A 23,726-nucleotide genomic window follows, 5' to 3' on the forward strand; every position below is an offset into this window, starting at 1 on the left:
GCGTCAATCGACGATGAACAGCCTGGCGCCGACGTCGGTGGACGAACGGTGCGGTTCCGCGTCGTCCGCGACCTGGTAGCTCATGCCCGGCAACAGCGTGAACGCGCGGCCATCCTTGAGCTCGGTGTGCAACTCGCCCTCGAGACACAAGAGGATGTGCCCTTTCGAACACCAATGGTCGGCCAGGTAGCCCGGCGTGTACTCGACCATGCGGACGCGAATCGTCCCGAAGGTCTGCGTGCGCCAGTAGGCAGCGCCGCGTTCGCCCGGATATTCGACCCGATCGACCTGCGACCAATCGGTGGTGCCGAAGGGAATGTCTGACATTTTCATGGTGAAGACTCCATTGGATCGCTTCCTGCCGGTGTGGGACGACATGCTTCCGGGAGGCGCGCGCATAAGAAGGAGGCGCGCCGTGTGACCCGTCACGGGCAGGATACAGCCATCGCCGGGTCGCGTGCCGCCCGGATTTCGAACGGCATTTCCCGGCTATTTTATGGAGTCCGGCCGATTGATCGAATTGTTGAAAAAATGATCGTCAATGTGCGATTCGTCAAATCAATTCGGATTTATAAATTTTGAGCCGTCGTTAAATTGACATTTCAATATTCCATGTTATATCGTTTGCGCTCAAAAAATAATTGAGGGCAACTAACATGTCAATCAACGAGGTGGCTCGAACAACCCGTCGCTGGTCGGTCGCGGTGGCGCTGTCGGTATTCGCGGGGCTGATCGGCACGGCATCGGCCAATACGCAGGCGACGCCGCAAAAGCAGGCGCGCATGCCGCGCGTGCCGCAGAACCTGCCGGTTTCGCCCGAGCAGGCCGAGTACAACCTGCCGCTCAGCGAGCAGGATCGCGCGGCGCTGACCCGGCCCTCGCAGCTCAAGCAGCCGGCCAAGCGCAGCAAACGCAGCGCCTCGGGCGCGGATTGCCGCGACATGTCGGCGATGACCCAGTATCACGGCGCGGCGCTGGCCGATTACATCGCGAATCTTCCCGATTACGAATGCCATTACGGCCTGTTCTCGGTCGACAAGACGCTGGCCGCGCAGATCTTCAATGCCGAAAACGTGCACGCTGTCGCGAGTCGTTTCGTGCAGGAAATCTATCGTTACGATGCGAGCAATTTGATTCTGGTCAATTTGCTGATTTATCTGCGTTCCGCGTATTACCAATATGATGTATCGGGCATTGCCGATCCGATCCCGAACCTCGCGGTGTCGCTGCGTCCGTATATCAAGCAAAGCCTCGAGGGCGAGGCGCTCTATCGTGACAATTCGCGTGCGCCGAGCACCGCGAGCGAGCTGATGAAGCTCATCACGAACATGAAGGACGAGGCGTACTATCTGCCGACGCTGAAGAACCGCGTCGCGTCGTACACCGTGAGCGCGACGAACCCGCAGGCGGCGGCGCCGCTGCTGCAGCGCAGTGCAGCGGGCGGCTTCACCGGCTTGCTCACGGTGTTCTTCTACGCGCATCAGCGCAGCGGCGCGCAGCCGATGCTCGACAGCGACGCGACGCTGCCGGAGACGCTCAACCGCTTCGTCACCGCGAACCGCGCGAGCCTGTCGAACACGAGCGCCGCGTATCAGCTTGCCGACGCGGCGCGCGAAACGTTTCGCTTCATCCGCTATCCGAAGCAGAAGCCGCGGGTGAAGAAGATGATCCAGGACATGCTCGCATCGACGAGCATGACGGGCGCGGACAGCGATCTCTGGCTCGCGGCGGCGGAAGCGGTCGACTACGGCGACCCCGGCAACTGCGCGGACTATGGCACGTGCGACTACAAGAAGCGGCTGACCGATGCGGTGCTCACCCATCGCTACACGTGCAGCGCGAGCGTGCGCATTCTCGCGCAGGACATGACGATGCCGCAGCTGCAATCGGTCTGCACGGCGGTCGCGCAGCAGGACGATTACTTCCACCGGATGATGAAGACCGCGCGCAAGCCGGTCGCGGGCGATCGCAACGACACGATCGAGCTCGTCATCTTCGACGACTACGCGAACTATCGGAAGTATGCGTCGGTGATCTACGGCATCAGCACCGACAACGGCGGCATGTATCTCGAGGGCGACCCGTCCGCGCCCGGCAACCAGGCGCGCTTCATCGCGCACGAGGCATCGTGGCTGCGGCCCGAGTTCAAGGTGTGGAACCTCGAGCACGAGTTCACGCACTACCTCGACGGCCGCTACGACATGGCAGGCGACTTCACGGTGAGCACCGCGAAGCCGACTGTCTGGTGGATCGAAGGCGTCGCCGAATATCTGTCGAGAAAGAACGACAACCAGGAGTCGATCGACGCGGCGCGCACGGGCACGTACCGGTTCTCGGATACGCTCGGCACGCGCTATTCGTCGAGCGACTATGTCGCGCGCGCCTACCGGTGGGGCTACATGGCGACGCGCTTCATGTTCGAGCGCCATCGCGCGGACGTCGACACGATCGTGTCGCGCTTCCGTGCGGGCGATTACGACGGCTACGCGAACTATGTCGCGTACATCGGCAATCGCTACGACAGCGAGTTCGCCGACTGGGCGCGCAACGCGACGACGGCGGGCGAGCCGCCGATGCCGGCGAAGCGCTGAACGGCCGCGGTTAGTGAGTCAAGCGCCGGCGTGGCCGAGGGAGGCGATGCCCCCTCGGCCACGGTGGCATCTCGCTGATCGATGTTCAGCTGATCGAACCGATTACGACGAAGCTGAAATTCCGGTCGGTATATTTCCCGTTCGCGTCACCGGTTTGAATCGTGGCCCCGCCGCCGGAAAGCGCCGGGAAGATCACGTTGTCCAGCGTGTTTTGCCCGCCGCCGTATCCCCATTGCGAGCCGACGATCGCCGGATTGTTGACGAATGCGGAGTTGAACGACAGCTGATACGTGCCGGTGCTTTCGCGTCTCACGGTGAATCCGCCCGAGCCATCCACCACCGTGCCGTTGCCTAGGACGCTGCCCCACAGGGTAACCTGAGCCATGATCGCTTCTCCTTTGATGTTTTTTAAAACAATATCGAGAATTGAAAACGGGGTGTCGATCCTGTGTGTCCGTCATTTTCCGGATCGACTGTTGTATTGTAGGCGGTGGATTTTGAAAGTTAGGATTGGAGACAAATAACTTATTCGTCTTTTGATTTTCGACAAACGGGGTTCGTCATTTTTCGAGGGCGCTCGCGGCGCGTCGTCGTCCGGAACGCTCGTTCTCTGCGGCCATGTCATGCCGAGATTCAACTGTCGTAGCGGCAGCTAAATACAGATGTCGCGTGTTTCATCGGTTTCCCCATCATTTACAGCGTCGAAGGATTGAGCTTGAAGCAGCAGGGCGCTGACGCTCGATCAGCGGGACTTGGCAGACCGCCGTTCCGTTTCCGCTTCTGATGCAAGCTTCGCAAAGCGGGCGTCATACGCGGCCATGAAGGAGGGCGCATACGTGTTCGCGTCGGCCACCGTGCTTCAGCGCCTTGTACAGCCGATCCTGAAGCGTCAGGTGCGCACGCTCGACGCACCCCTTGGCCGAACTGCTGTTCGCGCAGAACGTGTCGATGTTCAGCTCGTACATCGCACGGCCGAAATGCGTCACCCGATTGCCACTCTTGCCCGGGTTGACGTTACGAAACACGCTGTACTTGTCGCTATAAAACGCCCATCGAGGCGGACCATCTGCCGTTATGGCGCGTAGAGCGAGTAGGCGCCGCCAGGCAGCTTGCGCCCGGTTTTCGCAACCGGCGCCATCTGCGCGGGGCCTTCGTGCGCGGCTTCGGGGCGCCACCGCGGGCGGTGCGGCGCGAGGCGAGGCGCGCCTAAAACCGATTCGATCGGGATCCTGAGCGTTTAGGGGCCGCGGCGAGAGGCGCGTTACCGGGCTCGCCTCGGTCGAATAGCCCGATCCCGGCGTATGTAAAACAAAATGCAGATGCCTTGCCGATGGCAATGGGAATGCCATTTGAAGTGGCCTGCATGGATTCGAATCATGGCGAATGATTTTATTGAATGCTTCGCAGCAGAGTCTGGAATATCAGGCCGGAGTTTGTTGAAAATTACAGGTTGGCTGATCGGTATATCGAATCCTCGCATTTCCTGATCAAAGCTATCGATTGGCGACGCGGTATTGAACAAATGGTTTGTCGATATCCCGGCTCGGTTCGTCGAGCTGCTCGCCGCATGAGGTCGGAGAAGGGTGGAAGGCAAATCGTCAACAAAATGACGGATTGTTGACGATGGCGCGCGCCCTTTGCCGGCGCGGGTATCGAGGCGAAAACGACGAAAAACAATGCGCTGGAATGCATGCATTTCTCTCAACAATCACCCCTTTCTTACCGGTGGAATAAACCGGCGGAAAAATCAACTTGTGAGAACAAAACGATTATTCATGGGGTGAATTTCATGTTTAAGGAATTCCAATATTTCTGTTGACGAAATGTTTATCGCTATGTAAATTCCATTCGCGTAAACAAGATAAGTTAATTCCTTGGGTGAATAACCCGGTTGTGTCGTTGCTGCCGCCATATCGATTCCATTCCCTGGCCGGACGTGGAATGGCGGAATTAGAACGCCATGCGCGCGGCTTTGCGCGGTAATGGCGCGGACCATCCATCCTGAGAGAAATCATGTCCGTTCAACTAGGATACGCCGTCGTGCGCGAAGCACGGGATGACGCGTGGGCGCTCGCCGAGGCGATCGTTCGCGAAGTGTTCGCCTTGCGCAACCTGCACCGCTCCGAGGACGAGACGCCGTACCGCTTTGCCGAGGAGGCCCGGCATCACATCGAGGCGATCCTGCCGGTGGTGGAGCGCGGCGAGCCGGTGACGATGATCCTGCCGGCCTTTCCGGGCAAGTCGCCTAATCGCAGCAAGACGCTCGGCGCGCTGCCCGACCTGGCCGAGAAGCACGCGCTGGCGAACCTGGCGCGGCTCTGTCGGCGGATCGGCGCGCTGTATGCACCCGGCGCGAAGCTGATGATCTGCTCCGACGGCTACTGCTTCTCGGACGTCGTGAACATCCCCGACCCCGAGGTGCGGCAGTACCTGGACAGCCTGGAAGCCTATGCGGGGCGCCATTTCCCCGGCGTGTTCGAGTTCTTCGACCTCGACGACACCTTCCGCTATCTCGACGACCTGACCTCCAAGCGCGAGGAACTGCTGATCGTCCACAGCGATTCGGTCGACCAGATCAAGCGCCAGTGCGCCGAGGATCCGGCCGCGATCGCGATGTACCGCGGCATCACGCGCTTCCTGTTCGAGGACACGCAGGGCATCGAACGCTTCAAGGGCCTCAGCAACACGGCGATCCAGAAGATGGCGCGCAGCAACGCCTATCGCGTGATCCAGCGCAGCAACGCCTGGGGGCGGCTGATCGACCGCAGCTTCCCGAACAGCCTGCGCCTGTCGATCCACCCGCAGTTCCGAGCCTCGAAGAAGATCGGCATCCGCCTGGTCGACTGCGACGACGTCTGGCTCACGCCCTGGCACTCGGTGGCGGTGCGCGAGAACGACCGGATCGTGCTGAAGAAGCGCTCCGAGATCGACGAGCGCAATTCCGTGCTGGTGTTTACCGACGGCATTCCCTGCCACTTCGTCCATTACCCGCAACCGGACCTGAGCATTCTTCACCATGGCTGAACGAAATCTTCCGCCGGCGGCGCCCGCCGTGCGCCCGCCCCCCGTGATCTACCTGGCGCTGCTGGCGATCCTGTCGATGCTCGGCACTGACATCTACCTGCCCGCGCTCGGCGAGATCCAGGCCGAGCTCGGCACCTCGGTGTTCCTGGTCGGGCTCTCGCTGACCGTCTACGCGGCCGGCACTTGCGTGACGCAACTGCTCTACGGGCCGGTGTCGGACGCGATGGGGCGCAAGCCGGTGCTGCTGTTCGGGCTGCTGGTGTTCGTCGCCGCCACGCTCGGCTGCCTGTTCGTGCGCGATATCGGCGGCTTCCTCGCGCTGCGCTTCCTGCAGGCGTTCGGCGTGTGCGCGGCCACCGTGCTCTGGCAGCCGATCGTGACCGACGTGCACGCCGGCAACGACGAGCGCGTGCGCGGCATCTTCGGCTTCGTGATGTCCTTCGTCGGTATCTCGCCCGCGCTCGCGCCGCTGGCGGGCGGCGCCATCGCCGGCGCCTTCGGCTGGCGCTACACCTTCGTGGTGCTGCTGGCGCTCGGCGCGCTGATGCTGGCGTGGACCGCCGCGCTCTACCGCGAGACGCATCCGCGCGAGCGCCGCGCCGCGCGCCCGGCCGGGCTGCGTGCCGTGTTCGCGCCGTATCGCACCTTGCTGGGCGACCTGGGCTTCCATCTCTATGCCTGGTCGGTGGCGGCCGCGGTGGGCGGCTACATGGCCTACCTGACGGTGGCGCCGTTCGCGCTCGCGCAGTTCGGCCTCGCGCCGGTGTGGATCGGCGTGAGCTTCCTGCCGCTGGCGGGCCTGTTCGGGCTCGGCGGCGCCGCCGCGAAAGGGCTCGCCGCGAAGTACGGCGACGAGGGCGCTCTGAAGGTCGGCGCCTCGCTGGCGGTGGTGGCGGGCGCGTTGTTCTGGCTGTCGATCGAGAGCGGCTTCGGCGCCACGCCGGTGCGCTACGTCGCCCCGTTCGGGCTGATGACCTTCGCGATCGGCATCACCATCCCGACCGGCTCGGCCGGCGCCATCGCGCGCTTCGCCTCGATCTCGGGCGCCTGCTCCAGCGCGATGAACTGCCTGACCTCGGTCGCGGTGCTGGTGGCCACCATCCTTGCCTCGATCGGCTACCAGACGGCCGGCAGCCGGCCGCTCGGCGCGATCCTGGTGGTCGCCGCCCTGGTCTCGCTGGGCTGCGCGGCGGCATTGCGGCCGGCTCACGGCCGCCGGCACGTTCCCGCCCGCTGAAGCGGGCTTATTCGACGCACGGAGATAGCATGAAGCAATTCGGAATCAGCAATGAACGCTGGTTGGATGAATGCACGCTCACATCCGGCCAGCCGTCCGCCGAGCAGTTCGGCCGGCTGGCGAGCGAGGGGTTCGAGGTGGTGATCGATCTCGCGCCAACCGACGCGCGTTATTCGATCGAGGACGAGGCCGGGCTGATGCAGCGCCTGGGCATCGAATACCACTTCCTGCCGGTCAACTTCAAGGCCCCCACGCTGGCCGATTTCGTGCGCTTCTGCGCCGTGTATCACGCCAGCGCCGGTCGCCGGCGGCTGGTGCACTGCGCCGCCAACTATCGCGTGTCGGCCTTCGTCGCGCACTACCAGATGATCTACCACGGCTGGACCACCGAGCAGGCCGATGCCTGGGTCGCCGACATCTGGAAGATGGCCGACTACCCGGTCTGGGAGCGCTTCATCCGCATGCTGCGCGACAACCTGTTCATGGCCCGCGCGGCATGAACCAGCGCGCCAGTCAGTTCGAGGACCACGCCGCCGTGGTCGAGCGCTTCATGGCCGTGTTCGCGGCGCGCCTGTCGCGCGAGGGCGAGCTCGCGCGGCTCTCGCCCGCGCAGCGCGACGAGCTCGCGACGAAGGCCCATGCCTTCGTCGCGCGCGGGGAGCCGATCCGACTCACGCTACCCGGCTTTCCGCTGAAGGCGCCGCTTGCCTCGGGCAAGGTGCTCGGCGCGCTGCCCGATGCCGGCGAACGCGCGGCGCTGGCCTATCTCGACGCGTTCTGCGAGGAAGTGGCGGGATTCCATGCGCCGGGCTGCCTGATCGACCTGTTCAGCGACGGCCTGACCTTCCACGACCTGCTGGGCGTGCCGCGCGAGGTGGCGAACCGCTATCACCATGCGCTGCGCGAACTGCACGCGTCGCGGCACCTGGTCTGGCATTCGTATTCGAGCGTCGATCCCACCTTCGAGCGCGCCACCGATAGCGCCGATCGCGCGCTCGCGCCTTACTGGCCCGAGCCGCGAGCGCTGCTCGGCGACGCCCGCCATGCGCGCCGCGTCGCTTCGCTGCGCGGCCTGCTGGCGCGCGAACGCGGCCTGGCCGGCGCGGCCGGGCAGGGTGCCGCTGGCGACGCCGCGGCCGGCTTGGCCGAACACCCGGCGCCCGACCTGGCAAATCCCCCGATGGTGCCGGCGGGACAAGCCGCCGGCGCGCCTGCCGATCTCGAAGCCGCCGCGCGCCGCATGGCCGAGCGCGGCATCGCGCTCGATGCCTTTCTTGCGGCGAGCCTGCCCGACGGGATCCGGCTCACCGTCCACGACCCCGCGCCCGAGCAGCGCAAGGTTCCTGTCCGGATGCATGCCCGCCGCGGCGACGCCGCGCTGCCCTGGCATGGCGTCCTCGTGTATCGATCGAATGGAGAAACCATCATGCTGAGCAAACAAGCCGCCGTCGATGAACTGGAGGTGGCCGTGATCGGTCGCGCCGGCCAACCCTGGTGCGGCGTGGAAGGCGCCGCGCCGCTGGCCGAGCACTGCGACATGGAAATCGTGCATGGCGAGGATTTCGGCCTGCTGGTCACGCCGCGGGCCGGCAGCGGCCGCCTCGACTGCAACGCGCTGCCGCGGGAAGCGGTGGCGGCCCTCACGCGCCGCTACGGCTTCGTGGTGCTGCGCGGGTTCGAGGTGGCCGACGAGGATGCGCTGGTGGCCTTCACCTCGCAGTTCGGGCGTCCCTACATCTGGCAATTCGGCCCGGTGCACAAGGTGATCCCCGAGGAGCAGCCGAACGGCTATGTGCATTCCTTCGAATCGGTGCCGCTGCACTGGGATCTCAGCATGCTGCCGCTCACGCATCCGCTGGTGCAGCAGGACGAGCACTTCGCGGCCACCCTGTTCGCGCTGCATTGCCGCAAGGCGCCGCAGCCAGGCGAAGGGCAGACCACCCTGGTGGACGCGCGCGCGATCGTCCGCGATCTCGATCCCGCCACGCTCGCGCAGTGGGAGCGGCTGAGCCTGACCTACAACACGAAGATGACCTATTTCGGCGGCGTGCCGCGCACCTTCCCGCTGATCGCCGTGCATCCCGAGACCGGCGAGAAGCTGCTGCGCTACCAGGAGGGCAGCGAATCCTCGCTGCAGCGCTTCGAGGTCGGCGTCTCCACGCCGGACCCGGTGCCCGAGGATTTCGTCGCGCGCGTCAACGCGCTCGCCTATTCGCCGAAGTACCTCGTCGAGCACGAGTGGCAGGACGGCGACATCGTGATGGTCGACAACTACAGCGTGCTGCACGGGCGCCGCGCCATGTCGCGCGATTCGGCCGCGCGCGAGCTGTGGCGCGTCCAGGTCTATTGAAGCGCCGGCGGCGAGGAATCCGATCTTGACTTTCGCGACTCGACCCCTGCGCGTGCTCTGCTTCGGCGAGGCGGCCACCTTCGCGCACGTGGCGCGGCCCTATTGCCTCGCGAAGGCGCTCGACAAGCGCGCCTTCGAGGTGCACTTCGCCTGCGACGCGCGTTATGCCTATGTCCACGACGATCCGGCGGTCCGCTATCACGAGATCCATTCGAAGAGCGCGCAAGCCTTCCTCGATGCGATCGAGACCGGCGCGGCCCTGTATTCGAAGCGGGAACTGATCGGGTACACGGAAGAGGATCTGGCGCTGATCCGGCATGTCGAGCCCGACGTGGTGGTCGGCGATTTCCGCCATTCCCTGTCGGTCGCCACGCGGCTGGCCGGCGTGCCCTACGTGGCGCTGATCAACGCCTACTGGAGCACCGGGGTGGACGATCCGGTGCTGCCGGTGCCCGAGATCCGCGGCCTGAACATGTCGCGGCTGCCGTTCGTGCCCAGGCTGATGCCGCTGATGGGACGCATCGTGCTGGCCTTCCAGGCCCGCGCGCTGGACGGCGCGCGCCGCCACTTCGGCCTGCCGCCGTTCGCTTCCTGCCGCGCCGGCTGGACCTTCGGCGATCGCGTCGGCTACTACGACTCGCCGTCGCTGGTGCCGCTCGCGGCGCTGCCGGCCGGGCACGCCTATCTCGGCCCGGTGAGCTGGTCGCCCGCCGTCGGCCTGCCCGACTGGTGGACCTCGCTCGACGAAGGCCGGCCGGTGGTCTATGTCTCGCTCGGCTCCTCGGGCGACGTGAGCCTGACCGACCGCATCGTCGACGGGCTGCTCGGGGCAGGCCTGCAGGTGGTGACCACCTCGGGCGGCCGCTACCTGCCGGCGCCGCGCGAGGGGCTGTACACCGCGAGCTTCCTGCCCGGTGCCGAGATCGCGCGGCGCGCCGACCTGGTGATCAGCAACGGCGGCAGCCCCACCGGCTACCAGGCGCTCGGCGAGGGCACGCCGGTGATCGGCATCCCGACCAACATGGACCAGCTGCTGGCGATGCGCTACATCGAGCGCTACGGCGCGGGGCTGACGGTGAGGCCGGTGCGCGTGCGGCGCGGCGAACTGCCGGCGATCGTCGCACGGATTCTGGCCGATCCGGCCTACGCGGCGCGCGCGCGGGAAGTGGCCGGCGCCTTCGCGCAGATGGATCCGTTCACGGCCTTCCCGGCACTGCTGCGCGAGGCGGTCGAGGCGCACGGCGCGAACAGCGCGCAGGCCGCCGGCGCCGCCGTGCCGCGAGCGGCGATGCCGGCCGCCGCGACGGCGCACTGAGAAACGGCCGGCGTGGCCATGCATGCCGGTATCGAGAATCGAGACAAGCACGACGGCATGGCCGGGCCCGCCGGAAGGCGGCCGGCGCCGATCGACGACGAGGGAGAGAGCAGGTGAGTGACAAGCATGATCTGACGATGCAGGCCTCCGCCGCGGCCGCCGTGCCGGGCACGCCGGCCGCCGCGCCCGGCGGCATCACGCCGGCGCGGGAGCACGGCGCGGCGGGCCGGGGCGGCCTGGCGCTGGCCTGTCGATGGCTAGCGGTGCTGGCCCTGGCCGCGGTGATCCTGCCGTGGCGGCCGGCAATGCCGGGCGAGGGGCTCGATCCGTCGTGGATGGCCGCGCTGAACCAGGCGCTGGCGCAGGGCCTGGTGTTCGGCCGCGACATCGTCTTCACGCTCGGGCCGTATGCGGGCGTGTTCACGCGCGTGTTCCATCCCGCCACCGACGGCCTGATGCTGGCCGCCAGCGCGGTGTTTCTGCTCGGCTACGCGAGCGCGACGCTGCAGCTCACGCGCGGCGCCGGGCGCGTGCTGCCCCTGCTGCTCGCCTTGATGATCGCCGGCGCGCTGTCGCACGACGTGCTGCTGCTCGGTTATCCGCTGCTGGTTTCGGCGGCCTGGTATCGCCATTGCCGCGGGCTCGACGCGCAGGTCGAGCCCGGCTCGGCCTGGCGCAAGCCGCTTGCCGCGCTGCTGATGTTCGCGCCGTTCGGCCTGCTGCCGCTGGTGAAAGGCTCGATGCTGCCCGCTTGCGCGGCGGCGTTGCTGCTCTGCGTGCTGCTGCTGGCCAGCCGCCGCGCGTGGGGCGTCGCGCTGGTCATGCTGCTCGCGCCGCCGCTGGCCGCCATGGCGCTGTGGCAGGCGGCGGGCCAGCCGCTGGCGGCGCTCGGGCCCTACCTGCATTCGCTGGTGGCAATGATCTCGGGCTACGAGGAGGGCATGGCGCTGGACGGCCCGGCCATCGATCTCGCGCTCTACCTGCTCCCGGCGCTGGCGCTGCTCGCCGCGATCGCCCTGCGGCGCGGTGAGGCGTTCAGGCTGCGCGCCTTCCTGCTGCTGTCCTTCGCGGCCTTCCTGTTCCTCTGCTTCAAGGGCGGCTTCGTGCGCCACGACGATCACGCGCTGATCGCCGCCAGCGCTATTGCCTTCGCGGGTCTGGTGTTCGCGCTGGCCGCGCCGTCCTGGCCGGGCGCGGGGCTGGCCGTGCTCGGCGCGGCGGCGGGCTGGGCGATCGCGCTGCACTACACCGAGGCGACGCCCGCGCGCTACGCGATGAACGTCGCGCGTACCGCGCTCGGCGTGAGCGAGGGCCTCGCGCTGCGCGCGCGCGGCGATGCGCTCGCGCAGGCCTACCGGGCACGCCTCGCGGCGCTGCGCCGCGAGCACGAGGTGCCGCTGATGAAGGGCAGTTCGGACATCTACTCGTTCTGGCAATCGGATCTGTTTGCGGCCGGCAACCAGTGGAACCCGCGCCCGGTGATCCAGAGCTACGCGGCCTACAGTCCGATGCTGGCGGGCCTGAACGCGGCGCACCTGGCCGGCGCGCGCGCGCCCGACATGGTGCTGATGCGGGTCACGCCGATCGACGGCAAGTACCCGACGCTCGACGACGGCCCGAGCTGGCCGGTGCTGATGCGCGACTACCGTCCGGTGGCGTTCCGCGACAACTTCCTCTATCTCGCGCACGCGCCGGCGCCAGCCAGTCCGCAGGCGCCGGTGCTCAAGGCCGACGCGATGCTGGGCGTGCCCGTCACGGTGCCCGATTCCGCCGTGCCGCTGATGGCGAAGCTGGACGTCGAACCGAGCCTGGCGGGGCGCCTGCGCGCCTTCGCGCTGAAGCCGGCCGCGCTGCGCATCCGCGTCACGTTGCGCGACGGCAGCGAGCAGGACTACAAGCTGGTCTCCGGCATGGCCCGCGCCGGTTTCGTGCTGAGCCCGCTGGTGCGCAATTCGACCGAGTTCGCGCTGATGTACGGCGCGCCCGGCACACTGCGCGCGCAGCAGGTGACGCGCTTCACGGTGGAGGCGGCCGAAGGCGGCGCCTATGCCTGGCAGAGCCATTACCGCGTGACGCTGACGCCTGCGCCGGTCACGCCGGCAGCCGATCCCGCCAGCCTGTTCCAGCACGACCCGCTCGGCGATCTCGCGCCGGCCGATCGCACCGCGCAGCGCCGCGAGGGCGCCTGCATGGGCAGCCTGCTGGTGCTCAACGAAACCTATCCGGCGCCCGCCAGCGCGCGTATCGGCCACGTGCTGTCGGCCGAAGGCTGGCTGGTGGCGCAGCCGCAGACCATGCGGCCGCCAGCGCGCACCTACCTGAGCCTGACCGATGCAAGCGGCCACGTGCGCTACGCGCCGACCCGCGCCATGCCGCGCCTGGACGTGCAGGACATGATCGGCGCCGGCCCCTTGCCCGATCTCGGCTACACCGCCTATCTCGACCCGGCCGGGCTGCACGGCAGGCAGACGCTCGGCGTGGCCTATGCCAGCGAGGGCGGGCTGGTGTCGTGCAGCAATACGCGCGTGGCGCTGCAGTTCGCCGACTGAGGACCCTGAGATGAACCCGAACCAACTGGCACTGCTCTATCGCAAGCGCTTCGCCGACCACGTGCTGGCGCGCAAGGACGCGATCTGGCGGACAATCTACGGCAGCTTCCTGAAGCGCTACGTGGCGCCCGGCGACACGGTGGTCGACGTCGCCTCGGGCTACGGCGAATTCATCAACCACGTGCGGGCCCGGCGCCGCATCGCGATCGACCTGAACCCCGACGCGCGCCGCAGCCTGGAGGCCGGCATCGAGTTCCACCAGGCGGCGGCCACCCAGGTTGGCGAACTGGTGGCGGGGCAGGCCGACCTGCTGTTCACCTCGAACTTCCTCGAACACCTGCCCGACAAGGCCACCCTCGACACCTTCCTGGGCTCGGTGCGGCGCGCGCTGAAGCCGGGCGGGCGCTACCTGATCCTGGGGCCGAACCTGCGCTACCTGGCGGGCGCCTACTGGGATTTCTACGACCACCATCTGGGCCTGACCGACAAGTCGCTGGCCGAGGCGCTCCACCTGGCCGGCTTCGAGATCGAGCGCTCGATCGACCGCTTCCTGCCCTACACGACACAGGGCGCGCTGCCCACGCATCCGGCGCTGGTCTGGCTCTACCTGCGCCTGCCGCCGGTCTGGCCGCTGCTCGGCAAGCAGTTCTTCATCGTCGCGCGCAAGCCTGCCGACGCCCACGCGCGCTGATCCCGACGAGGCGATTCATGCAAGCTGACAAGATACTCGTCGTCGATCTCGACGGGACGCTGATCCAGTCGGACATGCTGGTCGAGTCCGGGCTCGCCTACCTGAAGCGCTGGCCGCATCGCTTCTATCGGCCGCTGCTGTGGCTGCTGCAGGGCGGCAAGGCCGGCCTCAAGCAGCGCCTGGCCGAGGCCGCGAGCGTCGACGTGACGAGCCTGCCCTACAACGGCACGGTGCTCGAATGGCTGCGCGCCGAGCGCAGCCAGGGCCGGCCGATCACGCTGGCCACCGCCAGCGCCTCGCACTACGCCAATGCGATCGCCGGCCACCTGGGCCTGTTCGATCGCACCTTCGCCAGCGACGGCGCCGTCAACCTGTCGGCCGACAACAAGCGCGACGCGCTGGTGGGCGCCTACGGCGACAAGGGTTTCGACTACGTCGGCAATTCCCGCGACGATCTTTCCGCGTGGCGCGCGGCCGAGCGCGCCTACGTGGTCAACGCGCCCCGGCGCATCGCGCGCGAGGCGCAGCGCAACGGCAACGTCGAGCACGTGATCGACACGCGCGCCGGCACGCTGCGCGTCTGGGCCCGCGCGCTGCGCCTGCATCAATGGCTCAAGAACCTGCTGGTGTTCGTGCCGCTGTTCGCCGCGCATCGCGCCGGCGAGCCGGCGCTGTTCTGGCAGGGCCTGCTGGCCTTCCTCGCCTTCGGGCTGTGCGCCTCCAGCGTCTACGTGCTCAACGACCTGGTCGATCTCGACGACGACCGCCATCACGCGGTCAAGCGGCATCGGCCGTTCGCTAGCGGGGCGCTGTCGCTGCTCTCGGGCGCCGTCGCCTTTCCGCTGTTGCTGGCCGCCTCGCTGGCGATCGCGCTGAGCTGCCTGCCGAGCGCGTTTTCGCTGGCGCTGGCGGCCTATTACGCGTTGACGGTGGCCTATTCCTTCGTGCTCAAGCGCATGGTGATCGTCGACGTGATCGCGCTGGCCGCGCTCTACACGGCGCGGCTCGCGGCCGGCACGGCCGCCTTCGGCATGCGCCTGAGCTTCTGGCTGCTTGCCTTCTCGATGTGCATCTTCCTGAGCCTCGCGCTCGTGAAGCGCTACACCGAACTGGTGGCGCTGGCCGGCGGCCAGGCGCGCGGGCGCGGCTATGTCAGCGACGACCGCGCCATCGTGCTGGCGCTGGGCGCGGCGGCCGGCTACCTGTCGGTGCTGGTGCTCGCGCTCTACATCCAGGATCCCGTCACCCTGATGCTCTACGCCAATCCGCAACGCATCTGGCTGTCCTGCCCGCTGCTGCTGTACTGGGTCAGCCGCACCTGGATCATCACCAATCGCGGCCAGATGAACAGCGACCCGGTGTTGTTCGCCGCCACCGATGCCACCAGCCTCGGCGTGGCCGCGTTGTTCGTGCTGGTCTTCGTCAGCGCGATATGAGCACGACCGGCCTGCGATCCTGGGCGCGCTATCCGCGCCATCCGCAGACGGGCGCGCCGGTGCACTGGCGCGACAGCCTGCCCGCGCTGCTGAGCGGGCGGCAGGCTTCGGTGCTGGCCTACGGCAACGGCCGCAGCTACGGCGACAGCTGCCTGGCCGTCTCCGACCAGGTGCTGTGGATGAAGTCGCTCGACCGCTTCATCGACGCCGACTGGCAGACGGGCCGCATCCGCGCGGAAGCCGGCATGACGCTCGACGTGCTGCTCGACGCGGCGCTGCCGCGCGGCTGGATGCTGCCCGTCACGCCGGGCACGCGCTACGTGACGCTCGGCGGCGCGCTCGCCAACGACGTGCATGGCAAGAACCATCACATACGCGGCACCTTCGGCCGCCATGTCACGCGTTTCGGCCTGGTGCGCTCCGATCTCGGGCCGCTCGAGATCGATGCGCGGAGCCATCCCGAGCTGTACGCGGCGACCATCGGCGGGCTCGGCCTGACCGGCGTGATCAGCTGGGTCGAGTTGCAATTGATGCAGGTGCCCTCGGCTCGTGTCGATCTGCGCCAGATGCGCTTCGGCGGACTCGACGAGTTCTTCGCGCTGTCGAACGAGCACGATGCGCGCCACGAGTACAGCGTGGCCTGGATCGATTGCGGCAGCCGCGGCAAGGCGCTGGGCCGCGGCGTGCTGACGGTGGCCGATGCGGCGCCGGCTGAAGCGCGCGGTCAGGGCGGGCAGGGTGGGGGTAAGGGCAATGCGGCTGGCCGCTCCGGCATGCGTAGCCGGCCGTCGACGCGGCAGCTGACGGTGCCGTTCACGCCGCCGTTCTCGCTGGTGAACCGCCTGTCGGTGCCGGCCTTCAACGCGCTGCATTACTGGCGCGCCGGCCGCGCCGCCGGCAGCGCGCGGGTCGAGCTGCTGCCGTTCCTCTATCCGCTCGACGGCCTGCTCGAATGGCACCGTATCTATGGCCGGCGCGGTTTCCAGCAATACCAGTGCGTGGTGCCGGCTGCCGATGCGCGCGACGCGATGGGCGAGATGCTGGCGGCGATTGCGGCCAGCCGTGCCGGTTCCTTCCTGGCCGTGCTCAAGCGCTGCGGGGCGCTGGTCTCGCCGGGGCTGCTGTCGTTCCCGCTCGAGGGCACCTCGCTCGCGCTCGACTTCGCCCAGCACGACGCGCGCAACGCGGCGCTGTTCGCGCGGCTCGACGCGATCGTGCGCGGCGCGCGCGGCCGTCTTTATCCCGCGAAGGACGCCCATATGTCGGGCGAGGACTTCCGGCGCGCCTATCCGGCCTGGACGCGCGTCGAGGCCTTGCGCGACCCGGCGATCCAGTCGCGTTTCTGGCAACGGACCACCGAGACATGAAGACCATCCTGATCGTGGGCGCGACCTCGGCGATCGCGACCGAATGCGCGCGCCGCTGGGCCGGCGAGGGCGCCGCGCTGTGCCTGGCCGGCCGGCGCGCCGACCGGCTCGAACAGATCGCCGACGACCTGCGCCTGCGCGGAGCGTCGCGCGTCGCGACCCTCGCATTCGACGCCAATGCGCTCGACACGCACGCGGCGATGCTGGAGGCGGCCGAGCGCGCGCTGGGCCCGATCGAGCTGGCGCTGGTCGCGCACGGCTCGCTGCCCGAGCAGGCCGCCTGCGAGCGCGACGCGGCGCTGGCGGTGCGCGAGTTCAGCACCAACGGGCTGTCCACCATCGCGCTGCTCACGCCGCTGGCCAACCGGATGGCCGCGCGCGGCGCCGGCACGATCGCGGTGATCGCCTCGGTGGCGGCCGATCGCGGGCGGCCCTCGAACTACGTCTATGGCGCCGCGAAGGCTGCCGTGGTGGCGTTCTGCGAGGGCCTGCGCGCGCGGCTCGCGAAATCGGGCGTGCACGTGCTGGTGATCAAGCCCGGCTTCGTCGCCACGCCGATGACGGCCCATCTGCAATTGCCGGGGCCGCTGGTGGCGCGGCCCGAGCGCGTGGCGGCCGACATCGTGCGCGCGGTGGCGCGCCGTCGCGACGCGATCTACACGCCGTGGTTCTGGGCGGGCGTGATGTGCGCGATCCGCTGGATGCCCGGCTTCCTTTTCAAGAGAGTGTCCTTGTGAACTTGCGAGTGATCTTGCCCGGCGGCGCCGGGCTCGTCGGACAGAACCTGGTGGCGCGGCTCAAGCGCCGCGGCGTGAAAGAGATTGTGGTGCTCGACAAGCATCGCGCGAACCTGGCGGTGCTGCGCCGGCTGCATCCCGACATCGTCGCCGAATACGCCGACCTGGCCGAGCCGGGCGACTGGTCCCGCCACTTCGCGGGCGCGGACGCGGTGGTGATGCTGCAGGCGCAGATCGGCGGGCCGACGCGCGAGCCCTTCGTGCGCAACAACCTCGACAGCACGCGCCAGGTGCTGGAGGCGATCCGCCTGCACCGCGTGCCGCATACGGTGCACATCAGCTCCTCGGTGGTCGAGTCGGTCGGCGACGATTTCTACACGCAGACCAAGCGTGAGCAGGAGCAGATGGTGCTGGCCTCGGGTATCGACTGCGTGGTGCTGCGCCCGACCCTGATGTTCGGCTGGTTCGACCGCAAGCACCTGGGCTGGCTGTCGCGCTTCATGCAGCGCGTGCCGGTGTTCCCGGTGCCGGGCTCGGGGCGCTTCGTGCGCCAGCCGCTCTACGCGGGCGACTTCTGCAACGTGATCGTGGCCTGCCTGGAGGCGCGCATCCGCGGCCAGGTCTACAACATCAGCGGCCGCGAGCGCGTCGACTACATCGACCTGATCCGCGAGGTGCGCCGCGCGGTGCGCGCGCGCTGCGCGATCGTCAGGATCCCGTACCGGCTGTTCCATGCGCTGCTGACCATCTATGCCTGGTTCGATCGCGATCCGCCGTTTACCGCCGCGCAGCTGCGGGCGCTGACGGCCGGCGACGAATTCGAGGTGATCGACTGGGAGCGCATCTTCGGGGTGCGCGCCACCTCGCTGCGCGAGGCGGTCGGCGAGACCTTCGGCGACCCGGTGTACAGCCGCGTCCAGCTGGATTTCTGAGGGAGGCCCGATGGAGCGACGCAGCGACAAGCCGGCAGTGGCCGTGCTCGGCGCCGGGCCGATGGGGCTCGGCGTGGCCTACCAGCTCGCGCGCGACGGGCGCCGGGTGGTGGTGTTCGAGGCCGACGACCGGATCGGCGGGATGGCCGCCTCCTTCGATTTCGGCGGCATCGACATCGAACGCTATTACCACTTCCATGCCGCTTCGGACCACGCTTTCTTCGAGGTGTTGCGCGAGCTGGGCATGGAGGATCGCCTGCGCTGGGTCGAGACGCGCATGGGCTACTTCTACCGGAACCGTGTGCAGCGCTGGGGCAACCCGCTCGCGCTGCTGCGCTTTCGCGGCCTGGGCTGGATCGCGAAGTTCCGCTACGGGCTGCATGCGCTGCTGGCGACGCGGCGCGACCATTGGCGCGACCTGGACCGCATCGAGGCGACCGGCTGGATCCGCCGCTGGATCGGCGAGGAAGCCTGGGAGGTGCTGTGGCGGCGGCTGTTCGACTACAAGTTCTACGAGCACGCGCAGGATCTCTCGGCCGCCTGGATCTGGAGTCGCATCCGCCGCATCGGCCGCTCGCGCTACAGCCTGATGCGCGAGAAGCTCGGCTACCTGGAGGGCGGCTCGGCGGCGCTGCTCGAGGCGATGCGCGCCGAGATCGAGCGCCGCGGCGGCGAGCTGCGGCTCGGCCAGCCGGTGCAGCGCGTGCTGATCGAGGCGGGCCGCGTGAGGGGCGTGCTCACCGCCGCCGGCGAGCAGCGCTTCGAGCAGGTGATCAGCACCGTGCCGCTGGCTCACGCGTCGCGCCTGATGCCGGACCTGCCGGCCGAGATCCTCGACGCCTGGCGCGCGATTCCGAACGTCGCCGTGGTCTGTGTGATCGTCAAGCTGGCGAAGCCGGTGAGCGACAACTTCTGGCTCAACGTTAACGATCCCGCCATGGATATTCCGGGCATCGTCGAATACACCAACCTGCGCCCGCTCGATGCGCATGTGGTCTACGTGCCGTTCTACATGCCGGGCACGCATCCGAAGTACGCCGAGCCGGATGCGGCCTACGAGACCAAGGTGGTCGGCTACCTGCGTCGCATCAATCCGGCACTGAGCGCCGAGGATGTGCTGGAGGTGAGGGTGAACCGCTATCGTCACGCGCAGCCTGTCTGCGGCCCGGGCTTCCTCGATCGGCTGCCGCCGATCCGCACGCCGGTGGAAGGCCTGTTGGTGGCCGATACCTGCCACTACTACCCGGAAGATCGCGGGATTTCCGAAAGCATCGGCCTGGCGCGCCGGATGGCGCGCATGCTATGAGCGCGCCGGGTTCCGGAGCCGCGGGAGCGGGAGCGGGAACGGGAACGGGAACGGGAACGGGAACGGGAACGGGAACGGGAACGGGAACGGGAACGGCGACGACGGCGGTCGGGAGAGAGGGCTCGCGCCGTTTCGCGCGTTTTCTCGCCACCGGCGGCATCGCGGCGGCGGCCAACCTCGGCTCGCGCATGCTGTTCAGCCTGTGGCTGCCCTATACCACGGCGATCGTGCTGGCCTGGGTGGTGGGCGTGAGCTGCGGCTACCTACTGGCGCGCCGCTACGTGTTCGGCGCGGGCGGCCAGCGCACCTGGCGCTCGGCGGCCGCCTTCACGGCCGTCAACCTGTTCGCGCTGCCGCAGACCTGGGCCGTCAGCGTGGGGCTCGCCCAGCACCTGATGCCGGCCGTCGGCTTCGGCTGGCATGCGCAGGACCTGGCGCACCTGGCCGGCGTCGGGGCACCTGTGTTCACCAGCTACTTCGCGCATCGAAACTGGTCGTTTCGCTGAGGTCGCGCGTCGAGCGGGCCCGGCCGTGGCTGGCAGGGGCCGTCGCTCAGCCGCGCGGCCCGGTATCAGCCCAGTTTCGGCCACCGCCTGGATCACCTTGAGTCGATCAAGCTCTCGCATCGTCAGTGTCACCAATCCGGTTGGCTGCATGGTCGGCTCCGCGCTTGCTCCACGAGCCGTCCAGCATGCCAGCAGTCAAAAACACGACATCTGTAAATGGCCAGAAGGGGGTGCGGCGGAATTCTTGGACTATTAGGAGCTAGTCCAAGAATTCCGCCGCATCCCCGAACACGACATTAGGATATGGCTGCTACACCCGTTGGGCCCGCCAAATTTGTCGCATCAGCGCCGGATCGTTTCGCAGCTCACCACGACACCGCGCTCGAACAGCAATTCTTCGACATCGCGCAGGCTGAGCTGGAAGCGGAAATACCACCGCACGGCCTGAGCAATGGTGGCCGCAGGAAACCGGCGTCCACGATAGAGCGAGGTCGTTTTCATGTCGTTACCTACGCCAACGTGACAATGCCGGTGCGTCGTTAAAAGACCGCGTGCCTTGAGCGAGGGATTGGGCACGCGGACCGGCATGCTGGACTCCAGCTAAAAATGCTTTGCTAGCATTAACGGTTCGGGGTCACCCCGGTGGGCTTGGTGGCGGCGGTGGCGCTGCGCAACTCGCCCATGGCGGACAGCAGTGAGCCTTGCATATCGTCGCCATCCAATGACCAACTGAACACGCCGCCCAGCTGCTGGGCTTTGACGTAGCCCAGCTTGGTGCGGATCACATCCGGTGTGTCATAACTCCAGAACTGCGTGCCGTCATAGCTCCACAGCTGCTTGGTGACGGGATGCACATAACGCGTGCCTGCGCGGCCCCCCAGCACACGATAGTCCTCGTAACCCGCCTCGTAAGTGCCGGGCGCGGGGCCGGTGGCGCTTTGATACAGGCCATTGCCATTAGGGCCGGCGGCCACGCCGGTCCAGCCGCGGCCATAGAAGGGGATGCCCACATTGATGCGGTTGCGGGCCAGGCCAGCGCTGACCAGGGCATTCACCGCGTCGTCGATATCATAGAACTTGGCGTCGTTCTGGGCCGGATTGGCCGGATCCGGGTAGAGGTTGGACTGGAAGTTGGTGGGGCCCTGCGCTTCCCAGCCGCCATGGAAGTCATAAGACATCACATTGGCCCAGTCCAGGTAAGTGCCGTAGTTGCTCGGTTCGGTATTGCGGATTTTGTCCACTCCGGCGCCCAGCGCGGCGGAAAGGTAATAGCGACGCTTGTTCTGCTGGCCCAGCGCATCCAGCTGACGGCGGAACTCCGCCAGCAGCAGGGTGAAGTTTTGCTTGTCCGCCGCGCTGTAATGATTGGTGGGCAGGCCACCGGCCACCGGGTATTCCCAGTCGATGTCAAAGCCGTCAAACACGCCCAGCGCCACACCCTGTCCCCCAGCGTTTTCTTGTTGCGGCAGGTTGCCCTTGATGTAGAGGTTGATGCAGGAGGAAACCAGCGCCTGGCGGCTGGCGTCGCTGGCGGCTACGGTGGAGAAGTTCTTGGACCAGGTCCAGCCGCCCAGGGAGATCAGCACCTTGAGCTGCGGATTTTTCAGTTTCAGCTTACGCAGTTGGTTGAAGTTGCCGCGTAGTGGGGTGTCCCAGCTGTCTGCCTGGCCGTCCACGGACTCCGCCGCGGGGAAGGCGCGCTGGTAATCCGCCCAGGCGTCGCCGCCATCGCCATTGCCGCTTTCCGCCACCGTGACCATGCCGCACTGGCCGTTGGCGTAGACATTGCCAAAAGCGTAGTTGAGCACGGTGAGTTTTTTATCGCCGCCGCTGGCCGCCAGGTTTTTCACAAAGTACTGGCGCTGATAAATGCCCCATTGGGTGAAATAAGAGCCCACGTTGTAGCCCACGGTGGGCGTGGGTTCCGGCGGCACGCCGCTGCCTGAGCCGCCGCCGCTGACAGGCGCGCATGAGTTGGCGGCGCGCTGCTGCCAAACGGACCCTTGGCTGGCTGTAGGCGTTTCCCCTCGCGTCCACCATTGCGCTTGCCAGGTTTGGCCGTTGTACAAGGCGTAATCGCCCGCGTTATAGATCTGGCTGGATTGCCAGGCGCTGCAGCTGGGCAGGGCATAGGCCGCAGAGCTGGCCACGAAGAGGCTGCTCGCGCCGATCAGGGGCAGGCACAGGCGGTGAATCGAACGTTGCATTACATTCTCCTTTGCTTTATGGCGGATGCCGGTGATGAAGCCTGGCTTACTTTGGTATGTATTTGGTATTAAATTGGTATCAGTATTGGCCAGGATTTGTGAAATGCAAGGAGAATTTCGGGGCGCTTCAGGAAATCTATGGCCCCCCCTTTTTTGCAAGACTGATTTCGATGTCGTTGTTGGCTTGCGTAAATCTATTCGGCGTCGTTTAGGGGAATGACTCACCGCGCCACGATGAGATTCGCGCCTGGCGGTCCTAAAAACGGAATCAGTCTCCGGCATAGTTGCTTGGAAAACGATTATTTAGAAAAATCCATCTTGATCGGCTGCAGATGTCAGGGGTAATCGATATCCCGAAAAATCCGGCGATGACAATGTGATAACTGTTAAGTCAACCTGAATACGCTGTTGAAGCGCATCGTATTCTTGAACATCGGCACGGATATGCATTTAAATGCGTAACAATGTCCACGACGGGGCCCTGCGCGAGATCCGCGCTCGCATTGCTGTCCATACCCGAAGCAGGGCGCGGAGGGCTGCGAGTCTCGTTGAGACGTCGCAGCCCGAGCACGCGCTCGAGGGCTGGTTCGACCCCAGCTCATTGCGCGGCTCACGGCCGCCGACGTCGCTACGTGTGCCGATCTGCTCACACTGACTCGCAAGCGGCGTCAGCGCTGGTATCGCGCGGCGCTGTACCGGCCCGCCCGGCGCACACCTGGCAAACCACGGTCCGTGACGGCGTTACGAGGAAGTGCTGTGGAAGTTCTTCTACGGGCTTCCGGCATGAAGTTGTACCGCATCGCCGACACGCGGCACACGATCTGGAGCGGCGCCGGTGCGATGCTGATCGGCGGACGCTTCAACAGCCCGGGCCGTCCGGTCATTTACGCGGCGCTGACGTTCGCGGGCGCCATGCTCAAGGTGCTCGTCCACGCGCGTATCGGCAGGGTGCCAAAGACGCACGCATGCGTCGAGTCGACCGTGTCCGATGACGTGAGCATCGAACGACACACCGCCGAATCGCTGCCCGAAGGGTGGGACGCCCCGGCGCAGCAGATCGCCCGTCGATTCGGCGACGCATGGCTGACGGAAGCGCGCAGCGCGATCCTGGTCGTGCCGTCGGTCGTCGCGCGCGCCGAATACAACGCGCTGGTGAATCCCGCACACCCGGACGCCGTACGGATTGTCGTTGCGGAACCGCGGCCGGTCGTTTGGGATGAACGACTGTTTGTCATGCCGGCGGCGGCGCATCGTAACCCGGCTGCGTGGCACGCGCCGCGACGCGACGGCGACGCGGACGTCAGCGTTCGTGACGTTGACTGCAGTCCTCTAATATAAACCAGACCCTATTAATGTCATGGCCATTTCAAGATGTCGTGGCGCCAGCTAAATAGAAATGTCCGGTTTTGAGGTTGGTTTGGCTGTCTGCTTTGCTTCGGTTTGTTCGTTACGCAGTGTCGAAGGAGGGCGTCTGAACG

The 23,726-nt window shown here is 66.9% G+C and carries 17 protein-coding genes and 3 pseudogenes; 15 read left to right on the forward strand and 5 right to left on the reverse strand.

Going from position 1 to position 23,726, the window contains the following annotated elements; all coding sequences use genetic code 11:
• Nucleotides 1–3 precede the first annotated feature (3 nt).
• The gene (locus HWY45_RS12510; RefSeq protein ID WP_059810140.1) at nucleotides 4–333 is read right to left on the reverse strand and encodes a DHCW motif cupin fold protein; all 330 of its coding nucleotides are present in this window, start codon (nucleotides 331–333) and stop codon (nucleotides 4–6) included.
• A gap of 323 nt (nucleotides 334–656) precedes the next feature.
• Here HWY45_RS12510 and HWY45_RS12515 point away from each other — a divergent pair, with 323 nt between their 5' ends.
• The gene (locus HWY45_RS12515; protein WP_059881577.1) at nucleotides 657–2,591 is read left to right on the forward strand and encodes a collagenase; all 1,935 of its coding nucleotides are present in this window, start codon (nucleotides 657–659) and stop codon (nucleotides 2,589–2,591) included.
• Between the two features lie 85 nt (nucleotides 2,592–2,676).
• Here the strand turns inward: HWY45_RS12515 and HWY45_RS12520 are convergent, their stop codons facing one another.
• Both HWY45_RS12520 and HWY45_RS12525 read right to left on the reverse strand, forming a co-directional pair.
• Nucleotides 2,677–2,976: a hypothetical protein gene (locus HWY45_RS12520; RefSeq protein WP_230942642.1), complete on the reverse strand. Its 300-nt coding sequence runs from the start codon at nucleotides 2,974–2,976 to the stop codon at nucleotides 2,677–2,679.
• A 405-nt stretch (nucleotides 2,977–3,381) separates the two neighbouring features.
• A pseudogene (locus tag HWY45_RS12525) lies at nucleotides 3,382–3,640 on the reverse strand (ISNCY family transposase); the annotation flags it as partial.
• Between the two features lie 964 nt (nucleotides 3,641–4,604).
• On the opposite strand from HWY45_RS12525, the gene HWY45_RS12530 reads away from it, so the two are divergent.
• From HWY45_RS12530 to HWY45_RS37150, 13 genes are all read left to right on the forward strand, one after another.
• A complete protein-coding gene (locus HWY45_RS12530) occupies nucleotides 4,605–5,615 on the forward strand; it encodes an isocyanide synthase family protein (RefSeq protein WP_063894162.1) in 1,011 nt (336 codons plus the stop codon).
• Nucleotides 5,608–6,852 carry a Bcr/CflA family efflux MFS transporter gene (locus tag HWY45_RS12535; protein WP_081069747.1) on the forward strand — a complete coding sequence of 415 codons (1,245 nt, stop codon included), beginning with the start codon at nucleotides 5,608–5,610 and terminating at the stop codon, nucleotides 6,850–6,852. Before HWY45_RS12530 ends, HWY45_RS12535 begins: the two co-directional genes overlap by 8 nt.
• A 29-nt stretch (nucleotides 6,853–6,881) precedes the next feature.
• Nucleotides 6,882–7,352, forward strand: a complete 471-nt coding sequence (locus HWY45_RS12540; protein ID WP_059810150.1) for a protein tyrosine phosphatase family protein — start codon at nucleotides 6,882–6,884, stop codon at nucleotides 7,350–7,352.
• Complete coding sequence (locus tag HWY45_RS12545) at nucleotides 7,349–9,202, forward strand: L-tyrosine/L-tryptophan isonitrile synthase family protein (protein ID WP_059881584.1); 1,854 nt, start codon at nucleotides 7,349–7,351, stop codon at nucleotides 9,200–9,202. The genes HWY45_RS12540 and HWY45_RS12545 overlap by 4 nt, the downstream gene beginning before the upstream one ends.
• A gap of 25 nt (nucleotides 9,203–9,227) precedes the next feature.
• Entirely contained in the window at nucleotides 9,228–10,517 is a 1,290-nt protein-coding gene (locus tag HWY45_RS12550; RefSeq protein ID WP_150998942.1) for a glycosyltransferase, read from the forward strand.
• Between the two features lie 113 nt (nucleotides 10,518–10,630).
• Nucleotides 10,631–13,066: a hypothetical protein gene (locus HWY45_RS12555; protein ID WP_059881588.1), complete on the forward strand. Its 2,436-nt coding sequence runs from the start codon at nucleotides 10,631–10,633 to the stop codon at nucleotides 13,064–13,066.
• A gap of 10 nt (nucleotides 13,067–13,076) precedes the next feature.
• Nucleotides 13,077–13,757, forward strand: coding sequence for a class I SAM-dependent methyltransferase (locus tag HWY45_RS12560; protein ID WP_063888716.1), 681 nt, complete (start codon nucleotides 13,077–13,079; stop codon nucleotides 13,755–13,757).
• 17 nt (nucleotides 13,758–13,774) lie between these two features.
• Nucleotides 13,775–15,193, forward strand: coding sequence for a UbiA family prenyltransferase (locus HWY45_RS12565; protein WP_059881590.1), 1,419 nt, complete (start codon nucleotides 13,775–13,777; stop codon nucleotides 15,191–15,193).
• Entirely contained in the window at nucleotides 15,190–16,560 is a 1,371-nt protein-coding gene (locus HWY45_RS12570) for an FAD-binding oxidoreductase (RefSeq protein ID WP_059881592.1), read from the forward strand. The genes HWY45_RS12565 and HWY45_RS12570 overlap by 4 nt, the downstream gene beginning before the upstream one ends.
• Nucleotides 16,557–17,297, forward strand: a complete 741-nt coding sequence (locus HWY45_RS12575) for an SDR family oxidoreductase (protein WP_059881594.1) — start codon at nucleotides 16,557–16,559, stop codon at nucleotides 17,295–17,297. The genes HWY45_RS12570 and HWY45_RS12575 overlap by 4 nt, the downstream gene beginning before the upstream one ends.
• Entirely contained in the window at nucleotides 17,294–18,229 is a 936-nt protein-coding gene (locus HWY45_RS12580; protein WP_059881596.1) for an NAD-dependent epimerase/dehydratase family protein, read from the forward strand. Before HWY45_RS12575 ends, HWY45_RS12580 begins: the two co-directional genes overlap by 4 nt.
• A 10-nt stretch (nucleotides 18,230–18,239) precedes the next feature.
• Nucleotides 18,240–19,535, forward strand: coding sequence for an NAD(P)/FAD-dependent oxidoreductase (locus HWY45_RS12585; RefSeq protein WP_081063141.1), 1,296 nt, complete (start codon nucleotides 18,240–18,242; stop codon nucleotides 19,533–19,535).
• Nucleotides 19,532–20,041, forward strand: coding sequence for a GtrA family protein (locus tag HWY45_RS37150; protein ID WP_081069750.1), 510 nt, complete (start codon nucleotides 19,532–19,534; stop codon nucleotides 20,039–20,041). Before HWY45_RS12585 ends, HWY45_RS37150 begins: the two co-directional genes overlap by 4 nt.
• Nucleotides 20,042–20,386: 345 nt before the next feature.
• On the opposite strand, the pseudogene HWY45_RS12595 reads toward HWY45_RS37150, so the two are convergent.
• A pseudogene (locus tag HWY45_RS12595) lies at nucleotides 20,387–20,542 on the reverse strand (IS6 family transposase); the annotation flags it as partial.
• 119 nt (nucleotides 20,543–20,661) lie between these two features.
• On the reverse strand, nucleotides 20,662–22,248 hold the full coding sequence (locus HWY45_RS12600; RefSeq protein WP_059881598.1) for a glycosyl hydrolase family 18 protein: 1,587 nt from the start codon (nucleotides 22,246–22,248) through the stop codon (nucleotides 20,662–20,664).
• A 783-nt stretch (nucleotides 22,249–23,031) separates the two neighbouring features.
• On the opposite strand from HWY45_RS12600, the pseudogene HWY45_RS12605 reads away from it, so the two are divergent.
• Nucleotides 23,032–23,490, forward strand: a pseudogene (locus tag HWY45_RS12605) (RES family NAD+ phosphorylase); the annotation flags it as partial.
• Nucleotides 23,491–23,726: the final 236 nt, after the last annotated feature.

The organism is Burkholderia stagnalis, assembly GCF_902830275.1.
GTDB lineage: Bacteria > Pseudomonadota > Gammaproteobacteria > Burkholderiales > Burkholderiaceae > Burkholderia > Burkholderia stagnalis.

What these genes read in the sequence shown, in the direction of transcription:
- HWY45_RS12510 (WP_059810140.1), bottom strand. Translation starts at nt 333, where the DNA reads ATGAAAATGTCAGACATTCCCTTCGGCACCACCGATTGGTCGCAGGTC.
- HWY45_RS12575 (WP_059881594.1), top strand. Translation starts at nt 16,557, where the DNA reads ATGAAGACCATCCTGATCGTGGGCGCGACCTCGGCGATCGCGACCGAA.
- HWY45_RS12560 (WP_063888716.1), top strand. Translation starts at nt 13,077, where the DNA reads ATGAACCCGAACCAACTGGCACTGCTCTATCGCAAGCGCTTCGCCGAC.
- HWY45_RS37150 (WP_081069750.1), top strand. Translation starts at nt 19,532, where the DNA reads ATGAGCGCGCCGGGTTCCGGAGCCGCGGGAGCGGGAGCGGGAACGGGA.
- HWY45_RS12600 (WP_059881598.1), bottom strand. Translation starts at nt 22,248, where the DNA reads ATGCAACGTTCGATTCACCGCCTGTGCCTGCCCCTGATCGGCGCGAGC.
- HWY45_RS12520 (WP_230942642.1), bottom strand. Translation starts at nt 2,976, where the DNA reads ATGGCTCAGGTTACCCTGTGGGGCAGCGTCCTAGGCAACGGCACGGTG.
- HWY45_RS12535 (WP_081069747.1), top strand. Translation starts at nt 5,608, where the DNA reads ATGGCTGAACGAAATCTTCCGCCGGCGGCGCCCGCCGTGCGCCCGCCC.
- HWY45_RS12570 (WP_059881592.1), top strand. Translation starts at nt 15,190, where the DNA reads ATGAGCACGACCGGCCTGCGATCCTGGGCGCGCTATCCGCGCCATCCG.
- HWY45_RS12565 (WP_059881590.1), top strand. Translation starts at nt 13,775, where the DNA reads ATGCAAGCTGACAAGATACTCGTCGTCGATCTCGACGGGACGCTGATC.
- HWY45_RS12540 (WP_059810150.1), top strand. Translation starts at nt 6,882, where the DNA reads ATGAAGCAATTCGGAATCAGCAATGAACGCTGGTTGGATGAATGCACG.
- HWY45_RS12515 (WP_059881577.1), top strand. Translation starts at nt 657, where the DNA reads ATGTCAATCAACGAGGTGGCTCGAACAACCCGTCGCTGGTCGGTCGCG.
- HWY45_RS12530 (WP_063894162.1), top strand. Translation starts at nt 4,605, where the DNA reads ATGTCCGTTCAACTAGGATACGCCGTCGTGCGCGAAGCACGGGATGAC.
- HWY45_RS12585 (WP_081063141.1), top strand. Translation starts at nt 18,240, where the DNA reads ATGGAGCGACGCAGCGACAAGCCGGCAGTGGCCGTGCTCGGCGCCGGG.
- HWY45_RS12545 (WP_059881584.1), top strand. Translation starts at nt 7,349, where the DNA reads ATGAACCAGCGCGCCAGTCAGTTCGAGGACCACGCCGCCGTGGTCGAG.